Source organism: Oribacterium sp. WCC10 (genome assembly GCF_900113415.1).
Taxonomy (GTDB): Bacteria; Bacillota; Clostridia; order Lachnospirales; family Lachnospiraceae; genus Oribacterium.
This window is the reverse complement of record NZ_FOPH01000035.1, coordinates 1-11,631: the sequence shown is the minus strand read 5'-3', so window position 1 is coordinate 11,631 and position 11,631 is coordinate 1. Positions and strand designations below refer to the sequence as shown.

The window sequence follows — 11,631 nt, the reverse complement described above, 5'->3', positions numbered from 1 at the left end:
AACACCGGGCTTGTTGCCCTGTGTTGATTTTGCTCTGCAAAACAGTTTTTCTTCGAAAAACTGCCATTTCGCTCCGGAGTTTGCTGATGCAAACTCCTACGCTCCCATACCACCATCGACGCCCAGAATCTGACCGGTTATATAACGAGCTTCATCCGAAGCAAAAAATGCAACTGCATTGGCAACATCCTCGACAGCACCAAATTTCCCAACAGGAATACGAGACAGCATCATCTCTCTTACCTTATCAGGAAGTGCCTTTGTCATGTCTGTATCTATGAATCCCGGAGCTATTGCATTAGCTGTGATACCACGGCTAGCATACTCCAAAGCGGTAGTCTTAGTCAGTCCGATGATACCGGCTTTAGATGCAGAATAGTTTGCTTGTCCCGCGTTTCCGTGTACACCTACTATAGAAGAAATATTCACGATACGTCCTGCTCTCTGTTTCAGCATGAGCTTACCCACATACTTTGTCATCAGGAAAGCGCCTCGTAAATTCTTGGATATTACCTCATCAAAATCTTCAACACTCATTCTGAGCATCAGGTTATCTCTTGTTATTCCGGCATTATTAACAAGAATATCAACATTCCCGAAACTCTCCTGTGTCTTTGCTATTAGTTCCTCTACAGAAGCCTCATCAGAAACATCTGCACATACTGCAATTGCAGAAGCGCCTGCTTCCTCACAAAGCTTAACCGTTTCATTGGCTGCATTTTCATTTCCGGCATAATCCACCACTACATTGCACCCCATGGCTGCCAATTTTATTGCAATAGCTCTTCCTATGCCCCTGGAAGCTCCTGTTACTATAGCTGTTTTTCCCTTTATACTATTCATTATTTCTCTCTTTATCTGATGTAAGTTTTTCAATATCTTCCGAGGTTTCTACAGTACTTATAGAAAATTCTTTTATTCCCATATCCTTTGCGACCTTCTTTACAAAACCGCTGAGTGTATGACCGGGGCCGATTTCTACAAAGTCTGTCACTCCCTTAGAGAAAAGCTTTCTTATTATTGACTCCATACGAACAGGCTTCTGTACCTGTGATACGAGAAGCTCAGGTATAGCTTTTCTAAATGCTGCTGCAGTTGTGGCTGTGGTTGAATTAACTGACGCAGATACTGCCTCTGATTCATCTCCGAGGAAGTTAAACAGTACATCACACTTAGGTCTGTTCATGCGAATATTCTTGAAATACTCTTCAAGAGCACTACCTGCGCTCGCCATATAACTTGTATGGAACGGGCCTGATACCTTAAGTGGAATACAACGAACCTTGTCAAAGCCCGAAGCAAGCTCTGTAACTTTATCAACTGCCTCCTTTTCACCGCCGATGACTATCTGACCAGGACAGTTGTAATTACAGATCGATACAATCTTTCCACTATCTTTTCTTACCTTTTCACAACAGTCTTCAAGCTCATCTTCATTCATACCAAGCACTGCAGTCATTCCGCAATCCACACCTTCACTTGCCTCAGCCATCTTCTGACCACGGAAGGCCACCATCTGGACTGCAGTCTCAGGATCCATAACCTCTGCTGCTTCCAATGCAGAATACTCACCAAGCGAAAGTCCCGCCGCATAATCCGGTCGTATACCATGAACTTTTAATATTTCAGTAACTCCGCATGCAAATGCAACCATTGCCGGCTGAGTATAACGTGTTTCATTTATCACTCCATCAGGATCATCAAAGCATAACCTGCACAAATCATAGTTTTTGTCATCTGTATTATGCTTCTGCAAGCCTTCTGAAACTTCATCAAATATTCTTCTAAACTCAGGATAGTCACGATAAAGATCCGCACCCATTCCTGCGTGCTGGCTTCCCTGTCCTGCATATAAAAATGCTGTTTTCATTTCTTCCTCCATGGTTTAGACTCTATCCGGTTTTACCCGGACTCGTATCTTAACCACCAAATTAGTTTGAACGTTTTATTTCAAACCATGCCCTTTGATTCCTGTTTCATGAAACTTCATTACTTTCGATGTGTCCTTCAGCTTTATCAGTATATTAAACATAGTTTTGCACACCATCTCATGTAACTTTATTCATCCTTACATCTGTGTAAGACTCTTCAGTATCTCAGCCACCGGACGTATTTCATTAAGCTGTCCGCATGCCTGTCCTGACATAAGAGATCCTGTCTTGACATCTCCGTCAAATACCGCACGACGTAATGATCCGAGAGTATACTTCTCCAGCTCCATCTTATCTGCACCTGCCTTTTCCTGCTTAAGATACTGTACTGTCATCTGATTCTTAAGTACTCTTACCGGTGTTCCGCCTATACGACCTGTAACGATAGCATCTGATCCCTTAGCTTTAAGAAGAGCTTCTTTATAGTTATCGTGTATAGGACACTCTGGAGAAGCAAGTAGCACTGTACCTATCTGTACACCACAGGCACCAAGCTGCAGTGCAGCCTTAAACTGGCGATTATCAGCAATACCACCTGCTGCAATTACAGGAATATTAACAGCATCTACAGTCTGTGGAACAAGTGTCATTGTTGTCATCTCTCCAACGTGACCTCCGCTTTCGCAACCCTCCGCAATGACTGCATCTGCTCCAAGTCTTTCTACATGCTGCGCCAGAACCGGTGCTCCTATCACAGGAATTACCTTAATGCCGGCTGCCTTAAAATCCGCCATATACTTTCCGGGATTTCCGGCTCCTGTTGTCACCACAGAAACCTTCTCTTCTATACAAACCTTTACAAAATCATCTGTTGCAGGATTCATGAGCATAAGATTAACACCTATAACCGGATTATATCCGTCTGCCTGAACCGGTGCCAACTCACGGGCTGTACGAATCTCTGATCTAAGTTCTTCTGCAGTATGTATTCCGCCTGTACCAATAAGTCCTACTGCACCTGCATTTGCACAAGCGGCAGCAAAACGACCTGTGGCAATATTTGCCATTCCACCCTGAATTACCGGATATCGTGTTCCTAAAATCTCATTTAATAACTTCATGTTCTTCCTTTTCCATTTATGTAGAATTAATATGGTTTGATGTCTTTTTATTAATGCTATTTGTAGCTTATTATGCAGCCTCCCCAGGTGAGTCCTCCGCCAAATCCGGCAAGTATCATCCTGTCACCTTCTGACATAAGTCCTTTACACTTCATGTCATAAAGTGCTATAGGTATGGATGCAGCACTGACATTTCCAAGTTTCTCCATATTCATAAAGAACTTTTCCTCAGGTGCATGCATTGCCCTTATAACATGTCTGATGATTCTGGCATTTGCCTGATGACACACTACATGGTTAATATCCTCGAGACTCAATCCCGTCTTTCTAAGGAGACTGTTTATAATTCTCGGAATGACATCACATGCAAAAACAAATACATCCTTACCATCCATAAGCATATGGTCGATCTTCTCAGCATCTGTTTTTCTGCGACATCCATTTTCATATGCTCTCTCATATACTGACGGTGCTTCAATAACTCCTGATCCCTTGGATCCTAAAATGCTCACATAGGTTGAATCTGACTTATTCTCAGTTGCATACCTGACAGATGTCTTACCGGTATCGGTTTCTTCCAATGCAACCACCGCAGCTCCTGCTCCATCTCCAAACAAAATAGCTGTTGATCTGTCTTCCATAGATATAAGTCTTGAAAGTTGCTCAGTTCCTATAACAAGAGCATACTTTTCTTTTGGAGTCTTTGAAACATCAATGCAGGTGTCATTATAAACATCACCTGATATATCAGCAGATAAAAGACCTCTTGCAACTTCCAATGCATATATAAAACCGCTACATGCCGCATTCAGATCTAAGGCCGGTACCAAAGGCAATTCCAGTTCTCTCTGTATGATTGCAGACATACTTGGTGTCGCAAGATCAGGCGACATCGAAGCTACAACTACAGCTCCGATATTTTCTCTCCTTATACCCGCATCGGATATAGCTTTCCTACCCGCTTCAATCGCCAATGTTAATGCACTCTCATTCTCTGAGCAGAATCTTCTTTCATGAATTCCGGTTCTCGGATATATCCATGCATCAGAAGTATCCATTATTTCTCCCAAAGCATCATTGGTTACTGTCTTAGTTGGAATGGCTCCTCCCAGACCTATTATTTTTATTCCCTTCAACACTGCGCTCCTGATAGTTCACTGTAATTAAGTGAATGTTTAGATATTTCTGTATTTTTCCTGTCTCTGCTTTCGAAGTTCTTCAGGAGACAGCTTTAATAAATCTGTAAAGGTCTTTTCGAGAACTATGTCGAGACTCGCATACAGTCTTGCAGGATCTTCCTGTGCTCCTCCCAAAGGCTCTGGTATAACATGATCTGCAACGCCAGCATGTCTCAAGTCATGAGCAGTAAGTTTCATAACTTCACAGGCCTCCTCATGTCTCGCAGCATCCTTCCAAAGTATTGATGCAAATCCTTCAGGACTGAGTACTGAGTAAACCGCATTTTCCAGCATCAGTATCTTATTTGCAACACCTATGGCAAGAGCCCCACCGGAATTTCCTTCTCCTGTCACTATAGAGATAATAGGAACATGAAATCTGCTCATGGCTGCAAGGTTTCTTGCTATAGCCTCACCCTGTCCATGCTCCTCCGCCTCCATACCGGGATATGCCCCAGGGGTATCGATAAATGTTATTATCGGACGTCCGAACTTCTCAGCCTGCTCCATGAGTCTCAAAGCTTTTCTATATCCCTCAGGTCTCGGCATACCAAAATTATATGCAAGGTTCTCATCCATTGTCTTACCCTTCTGATGTCCAAGTACTGTCACAGGGCAACCTTTATATCTTGCGATTCCACCGTATATTGAAAGATCCTCATCATATAAGTGATCTCCCTTTTGCTCAAAAAAATCAGTAAACAGATTGTCTATAAACTCTTTTATATGCGGACGCTTGGGATGTCTTGCGAGATACACTCTGTCAGAAGCATTAAGCTCTGTACACTTTGATAAAAGCTCATTCCTTGTCTTATCAAGTTCACGTATCTCTTCCGCATTCTTCTCAAGTGAAATCTCATCTACTGATAACGCATCAATCTGTGCACCTATCTTGTCAGCCTCTTGTATAATGTCTTTGATCATTCTTTACTCTCCAAAGCTACGCTTTTAATCCAGCAGCCTTAAAAACTCTTGTGTCTGCATGTAGTTTCAAAATATCAGTGAGTACAGCTCTCATTTCACTTCTTTCAACTATACGATCTACAAAACCATGATTTTCAAGATATTCCGAACGCTGGAATCCTTTTGGCAGCTTACGGCTGATAGTCTGCTCTATAACTCTTGGACCTGCAAATCCTATCAGTGCTCCCGGCTCAGCCAATGTTATATCTCCAAGAGTTGCGAAGCTTGCGGTAACACCTCCGGTTGTAGGATGGGTCAGGAAGCTTATAAACAGGCCTCCATTCTCGCTGAACTGTTCAATAGCAGATGTTGTTTTGGCCATCTGCATTAGACTATATATCCCTTCCTGCATACGCGCTCCACCACTTGCACTGAATATGAGAAGTGGAAGATGCTCTCTATCGGCATACTCAACCGCTCTTGTTACCTTTTCTCCTACCGCGCGAGACATTGATCCCATAAAGAATCTGCTGTCAAGAACAACTGATACAAGACGTATTCCTTCTATAGTTCCAACTGCTGAAATAACAGATTCATTTAAACCGGTTTTCTCTTCCTGCCGTTCAATTTTCTCCTTATATCCCGGAAATCCTAATGGATCATCCGCTTTTATATCTGCATCTATTTCTGTAAACGACCCCTTATCAAGGATAAGGCTTAATCTGTAATACGCTCCGATCGGTGCATACTTTCCACACTCAGGGCAGACAAAAAAATTATCTTCCCATTTATGTCTGAGTGCCCTTCTACCACATGATCTGCATGTGATAAAGCTGGAAGGTATCATCACCGCAGGTATACGTAGACCGTTTTTATCTTTATACTCCTCAGCAGTCTTTTCCTTTGCTGCAGATGCTTCGGATATATCCGTTCCCTTGTTTTTACCAAAAGCAAGTCGGATACCACTATGTCCGACAGTATCGGCATGAGCTTTCTGTCTTAAAGCCCTGTCCTTGTATAATTCATATATTTTTTTAATTGGAGATTTCATTTGTTTTCCTCCATCAAAGAGATAAAAGCCAAAGACTTGCTTTGGCTTTAACTGAATTTGTTTTTTCAGATTACTTATTGCAGTAGTCTACAAGCTCCTGAACTGTCTGAAGCTTACCGATCTCTCCGTCCGGGATTGAGTGACCAAGAGAATCCTCAAGAGCCATGTGAAGTTCAACAAGAGAAAGTGAATCCACCTCAAGATCCTCGATAAATCTTGCAGATGGTGTTACCTTATCCTCATCGCAAGCAAGTGTGTCAACAATAATGCCCTTAACTGTCTCAAAATCCATAATTTCTCCTTTTTGGCCGATAAAACGACGTCTGATGTTTTTCAATACTATGTGGGGCAGATATCAAAACAATATTGTTAAATATTTTTAACTATCCGCCGATGTTGTTGACTATACATAAAGCCGTTCGTCTAGTCAATGAAATTAATTTTCAAATAAAAGTAGTTTCCGAAACTATGAAAAATGGAGACAAAAGCGCATGACGTTTTTCCGTCATTTATTTTGCATGTATTATTTAAATAATTTTAGTTATATAAAATTTTTTAAATAGTCTTCTCTAACTTCACTCTTCAGGTTTTATATGAAAAATCCTTTTATGATTTGTTATTCACGCTCTTAGATAATGCTTTATCCTGTTTTTGTATGTTATAATTAAATTGGATTTATGTATTTTTAAGAAAGGAAGTGCTATAGCTTTGAAGGATGAAAAAAACTACTTAGATGATCTTGATTTGGAATTTGATGAAGATTCGGATTCTGAAACGTTTGATTCCGATACTCCGGCTGAAGAAGCAGAGTATGTTCCTACCAATGCTGAAATCATGGCTCAGCTTAAAAAAAATCAACAACTTATGGTACTTCTACTTGTAGTTACCACAATAACTATTGTTGCTCTTATAGGAGTAAGTATATATCTGTATCAGACTGTTATTTCATATAAATCTGAAATTGATGAAGCTTTTGAAACAATGAAGAAGATTGATACTATGGTTAGTAATCTTGAAACTGATTACACAACATATACAAAAAAGATTGATGAGTTCTTTAAAACAATAGATGACCTAAAAGTTCACATCGATAATTTCAATAACCTAATGGGGTCTTTACCAACCATACGACTTCCATTTTAAAACTTATTACTCCATTATTTAATAATCAGATACTCTTATTATATTTTTTCTGCTTCATCTTAATGTATTACTGTAGATTATAGTATATTAACATTATATATAAAAAGAAGGACGTATGGCTTTAAGCCATATGTCCTTCTTTTGGTATATCTCATAACATAGCCTAACGTTTTAAACCAACGACAGACGGAGAAACTCTGCCAATCTCCCCATCCATCTGACTATTTATTATGCTTCTCCGTTAAATTCCTTCATCTCGCCTCTCATCATAGAGAACTTATCCATAGGATAGTTCTTGAGGTTATCAAGAATCTTACGATCATCAGCCTGATTAAGAAGATCCTGACGAGCCTTTCTTATCTCAAGTTCTGTCTTATGCTTTGAAGGACCGCCAACGCATCCACCTTCACAAACCATTCCCTCGATGAAATCCTCAGGAAGCTTTCCCATCTTAAGGAGCGAAAGCGCTGTTACACACTCCTTACCTCCGGCTGCTGCTCTTAACTGGATACCGCTTGTATCCTGCTGACGCTCTCTCATAACTTCCATAACAGCGTTTGCAACTCCACCTGAGCTTGCAAAACTCTTACCCCAAATAGAAGACTCCTGATATGGATCAACCACAGGCTTGATCTCGATATCCTTTGATCTGAGCATAGCCTGCATCTCACCAAATGTCATAACATAGTCGGCATTATCCTTGATACCCATCTCATGAGCCTCGGACTTCTTTGCTATACATGGTCCGATAAATACAGTTTTACATCCTGGATGAGTCACCTTTAAATATCTTGAAATAGCACACATAGGAGAAACTGTTTCTGACATATTCTCCTTAAACTGCTCCGGATAATGCATTCTTAACATATTGATGAATGCCGGGCAGCATGAAGTTGTCATCTTCTTTCCTTCTTTACATGCCTCATACCACTCCTCTGCTTCATAGGCAGCTGTCATATCTCCACCGAGACCTACCTCTACCATGTCAGTGAAGCCAACATTCTTAAGAGCTTCTCTGATAGAACCCATGGTTATATCCTTACCAAACTGTCCCTCTATAGCAGGAGCACACATAGCATATACTTCCTTTCCTGCCTTGATATCCTTAATAATATCAAGAACATCAAGCTTAGAAGCTATAGCTCCAAACGGGCAGCTGTGTATACACTGGCCACATCTGATACACTTCTTGTCATCAATCTTACAGATGCCATTCTCATCATAGGTGATAGCATTTACAGGGCAAGGCTTACGGCAAGGTCTTACAAGATGTGCGATAGCTCCGTAAGGGCATGCATTTGCGCACATTCCACACTCTTTACATTTATTGGGATCGATATGAGCTCTCTGCTCACCCATTGTTATAGCCCCGAAACGGCAGCTGTTCTGACATGCTTTTCCCAAACACAGACGACAGTTATCAGTTACTGCATATGAAGAAAGCGGACACTCCTCGCACGCAGGGTCAATAACCTGGATTATATTTGGATTCGGCTCTGTTGCGTATGGATTGGCATCCATATTCTCTGTAAGACGGATACGCCATCTGAGGATTTCTCTTTCCTTATATACACAGCATCTCCATGTTGCATGCGGTCCCGGAGAAATCTTCATGATGAGTTCATTCTCCGCTTCCGGTCCCAGTCTGTTATCCCATGCAGCCCTCGCCAATCCTTCAATGACGTTGTGCTTTAACTCTATAGCACCCTTATCATTAGTTACCATTCTTTTCCTCCTGTGCAGATATGCACAAATTCCATCAGTCTACTTGTATCAAATAAAACTCTATATAATTATTCGATTAAAAAATGACTTTGATTAATGGAATTTGAAATAATTACTACTCCGGCTGAGTTCAGGCTCCTGACTTCCCTTTCTCAGCCTTATGGATTATAACATCTAAAGTGAATTTCTACTATCTAAATTGATGCATAATACTATACGTCTATACTTTTATTTGATTCATCCTGCCGTAATACCTGATATTTTAAATTCCATATCGTTATTCATAAGTACATATGCACCATCAGGATTACCAAGGAATATTCCAGCATCTCTTGCGGCCGTTTTCTGAAGATTAGTTGTCACAAGAGCTTTAATCAATTCTCCGGTCCATATAGAATCTTTATCCTTTAACAACGCACTGGCATCAGCATATTCTTTTTCATCTACTATAATAGGATACTGAATCTTTTCTGCAAAAGATTTGAAGTCATCATTTGCAACATCAAGAATGATTCGTCCGGCAGCCACAGCCGAATCCGGATTATTTATTGATATATCGGCTTTGTCAACAGAACCGGCCTTTCCATCCTTATCAAAGAATATACGCACTCCATCTCCCGGACTAACCTTACCGTTTACCAAACTAAGATCTGTATTTTTTCCCATAGAGAATTCCACCGGTCCTTCTTCAGTCTGAATAATAGTTCTATTATCAGCGGAAATATCTATAACAACACCGCTTACTGCCCCGGCATTCTGTATATCATAGCTGAGATCGGAAACATCTTTCACACCCGACTGCAGTTGTTTGACTTCGTCCTTTGTTACTTCTTCTTTTATTTCAGGAGCTTCCGTTTCACCTTCATGATCGGTTCCTGCAGGACGTATTGACACAATTTCACCGGATTTATTTAGATCTACGGTTACTTCCATATCTAACTTTACACCATCAGTAAGCTTTGTTATATCAACTCCTTCTATCTCACTTAGTTTGTGAATATTACCATCTGCATCCTCAATAGAAATAATGTTAGTAGCAGCATCAATAATTTTCCCTGTTATTTCCTTGGGGAATATCTTTGTTTCTGATACTATCTCCTTCTCTGTCTCTGCCACGGTAGTGTCCACCGCTACTGTTGTTGCTTCCGGAACATCTGTTTTATTTCCACATGCCGCCATAGCTGAACTCATGAAAAGTGTTAAAGTCGCTACAGCAGAACTCCTTTTCAGCCTCTTTATTGTAAGTTTGTTAATCATATCAATCCTCCTTTCACTTTATTCGAGTTACTTTTGTTTCGTAACAAATAACATAGTTATTATAATTATATCAAAAAAAAGAACTGTACTGATTAATAACCATTGCCTAATTCATAATATTTCTTTAAACTGAGTTAAAGTATACGTACTTCATACACTATCGGAGATGTGACATTATGCTCAAAAATCAATTGATCATTTATCCTGAATCAGATGCTTATCTTACTGATGCTAAAGCTCTGTCAGATAAGCTTGATATTCCCTTTGCAAAATCTAGGGATGAACTTGATACATTTCTTTCTTCTTTTCCTTCTATATATGAAGAAACCCGGAAACTATCAGATGAGAAAGACAAACCTCTGTATCTTAAAATTAACGAAAGTGGTCTTTCCCTCACTGATGGAAGGCTTGAACTTAGAGGGGATTTCATAGAAAATATTCCCAGATTAAAGCCAAACAATCTGCAAAAAGAAATGCTTGTTAAATCTGCAAAGATAAAGAATATATCACACACACCTATACTTATAGATGCGACGGCAGGCATGGGCGAAGACTCTCTTCTTCTTGCTGCAGCAGGATTTAATGTTATCTTATATGAATACGATCCCATTATATCTGCTCTACTTAAAGATACACTGAACAGAGCTTCTTCCATACCTGAGCTTTCCGATATAGTTTCCCGAATGGAACTTCATACCGAAAGCAGCATTGAAGCAATGAATCATCTAAACTTTATTCCGGATGTCATTCTGCTTGATCCTATGTTTCCGGCACGAACTAAAAGTGCCTTAGTGAAGAAAAAATTTCAGCTTTTGCAGAAGTTGGAACATCCCTGCTCTGACGAAAATGACCTTCTCTTCGCAGCAATAGCGGTTACCCCCCACAAGATAGTCATCAAACGTCCTTTGAAAGGACCTTTCCTTGCAGGTATAAAACCGGATTACTCTTTGTCAGGAAAAGCTATACGGTATGACTGTATACTTCCTGGGACAAGAAAATTTTAATTTTTACTATTACTAAAGCCGGAGTATGCCTCCGGCTTTAGTAATCACACTCCTCTATAAAAGTGGTTTTTCTACCACTTCGTATTAATCTATCTCATTTATGTTAAATATCGTAAAGTTTCCTTGATGCAGTTCTTTCTTCCTTCATCCAGGTCACGATACATTCGAATTATATCTTTTTCTTCAAATGACAGACTTTCTACTGTTTCTTCATGCCCAAGGAAAAGATAATTCGGTGTCGTGTTAAGAAATATGCATATTTCCTCTACATATCTCAGGTACGATGTACTTCCGTAATACTTCCATTTAGCCATGGATCCGGTTGGTATGCCCAGATACCCGGCGAGATCTATTTCCTTTTTCCTTCTTTTCCTGATC

General features: G+C 40.2%; 11 protein-coding genes and 1 pseudogene. 2 read left to right on the top strand and 10 right to left on the bottom strand.

Translation table 11 applies throughout. The features are described from left to right. Positions 1-96 precede the first annotated feature (96 nt). The 7 genes from fabG to acpP all read right to left on the bottom strand — a co-directional run bounded on the left by fabG (position 97) and on the right by acpP (position 6,416). The gene (gene fabG, locus BM294_RS15095; protein ID WP_091209860.1) at positions 97-843 is read right to left on the bottom strand and encodes a 3-oxoacyl-[acyl-carrier-protein] reductase; all 747 of its coding nucleotides are present in this window, start codon (positions 841-843) and stop codon (positions 97-99) included. Further along, on the bottom strand, positions 836-1,870 hold the full coding sequence (locus BM294_RS15090) for an ACP S-malonyltransferase (RefSeq protein WP_091209858.1): 1,035 nt from the start codon (positions 1,868-1,870) through the stop codon (positions 836-838). The genes fabG and BM294_RS15090 overlap by 8 nt, the downstream gene beginning before the upstream one ends. Positions 1,871-2,068: 198 nt before the next feature. Further along, positions 2,069-2,992, bottom strand: a complete 924-nt coding sequence (locus tag BM294_RS15085) for a nitronate monooxygenase (protein ID WP_091209856.1) — start codon at positions 2,990-2,992, stop codon at positions 2,069-2,071. Between the two features lie 56 nt (positions 2,993-3,048). Further along, on the bottom strand, positions 3,049-4,131 hold the full coding sequence (locus tag BM294_RS15080; protein WP_334292734.1) for a 3-oxoacyl-ACP synthase III family protein: 1,083 nt from the start codon (positions 4,129-4,131) through the stop codon (positions 3,049-3,051). A 36-nt stretch (positions 4,132-4,167) separates the two neighbouring features. After that, entirely contained in the window at positions 4,168-5,094 is a 927-nt protein-coding gene (locus BM294_RS15075) for an acetyl-CoA carboxylase carboxyltransferase subunit alpha (RefSeq protein ID WP_091209852.1), read from the bottom strand. Between the two features lie 16 nt (positions 5,095-5,110). Beyond that, positions 5,111-6,124 (bottom strand): acetyl-CoA carboxylase, carboxyltransferase subunit beta, encoded by a 1,014-nt coding sequence (gene accD, locus BM294_RS15070; protein ID WP_091209850.1) that lies wholly within the window; start codon positions 6,122-6,124, stop codon positions 5,111-5,113. 70 nt (positions 6,125-6,194) lie between these two features. Continuing rightward, entirely contained in the window at positions 6,195-6,416 is a 222-nt protein-coding gene (gene acpP, locus BM294_RS15065; RefSeq protein ID WP_091209849.1) for an acyl carrier protein, read from the bottom strand. Positions 6,417-6,832: 416 nt separating this feature from the next. On the opposite strand from acpP, the gene BM294_RS15060 reads away from it, so the two are divergent. Then, positions 6,833-7,267 (top strand): hypothetical protein, encoded by a 435-nt coding sequence (locus BM294_RS15060; protein WP_091209847.1) that lies wholly within the window; start codon positions 6,833-6,835, stop codon positions 7,265-7,267. A gap of 228 nt (positions 7,268-7,495) precedes the next feature. Here the strand turns inward: BM294_RS15060 and BM294_RS15055 are convergent, their stop codons facing one another. Both BM294_RS15055 and BM294_RS15050 read right to left on the bottom strand, forming a co-directional pair. Continuing rightward, positions 7,496-8,992 carry a 4Fe-4S dicluster domain-containing protein gene (locus BM294_RS15055; protein ID WP_091209845.1) on the bottom strand — a complete coding sequence of 499 codons (1,497 nt, stop codon included), beginning with the start codon at positions 8,990-8,992 and terminating at the stop codon, positions 7,496-7,498. Between the two features lie 237 nt (positions 8,993-9,229). Further along, on the bottom strand, positions 9,230-10,249 hold the full coding sequence (locus tag BM294_RS15050) for a hypothetical protein (protein WP_091209843.1): 1,020 nt from the start codon (positions 10,247-10,249) through the stop codon (positions 9,230-9,232). A gap of 176 nt (positions 10,250-10,425) precedes the next feature. Between BM294_RS15050 and BM294_RS15045 the strand changes: the two genes are divergently transcribed. Next, entirely contained in the window at positions 10,426-11,253 is an 828-nt protein-coding gene (locus BM294_RS15045; protein ID WP_091209841.1) for a class I SAM-dependent methyltransferase, read from the top strand. 98 nt (positions 11,254-11,351) lie between these two features. Here the strand turns inward: BM294_RS15045 and BM294_RS16090 are convergent. Beyond that, a pseudogene (locus BM294_RS16090) lies at positions 11,352-11,631 on the bottom strand (hypothetical protein); the annotation flags it as partial.

What these genes read in the sequence shown, in the direction of transcription:
- fabG (WP_091209860.1), bottom strand. Translation starts at nt 843, where the DNA reads ATGAATAGTATAAAGGGAAAAACAGCTATAGTAACAGGAGCTTCCAGG.
- BM294_RS15090 (WP_091209858.1), bottom strand. Translation starts at nt 1,870, where the DNA reads ATGAAAACAGCATTTTTATATGCAGGACAGGGAAGCCAGCACGCAGGA.
- BM294_RS15085 (WP_091209856.1), bottom strand. Translation starts at nt 2,992, where the DNA reads ATGAAGTTATTAAATGAGATTTTAGGAACACGATATCCGGTAATTCAG.
- BM294_RS15075 (WP_091209852.1), bottom strand. Translation starts at nt 5,094, where the DNA reads ATGATCAAAGACATTATACAAGAGGCTGACAAGATAGGTGCACAGATT.
- accD (WP_091209850.1), bottom strand. Translation starts at nt 6,124, where the DNA reads ATGAAATCTCCAATTAAAAAAATATATGAATTATACAAGGACAGGGCT.
- acpP (WP_091209849.1), bottom strand. Translation starts at nt 6,416, where the DNA reads ATGGATTTTGAGACAGTTAAGGGCATTATTGTTGACACACTTGCTTGC.
- BM294_RS15055 (WP_091209845.1), bottom strand. Translation starts at nt 8,992, where the DNA reads ATGGTAACTAATGATAAGGGTGCTATAGAGTTAAAGCACAACGTCATT.
- BM294_RS15050 (WP_091209843.1), bottom strand. Translation starts at nt 10,249, where the DNA reads ATGATTAACAAACTTACAATAAAGAGGCTGAAAAGGAGTTCTGCTGTA.
- BM294_RS15045 (WP_091209841.1), top strand. Translation starts at nt 10,426, where the DNA reads ATGCTCAAAAATCAATTGATCATTTATCCTGAATCAGATGCTTATCTT.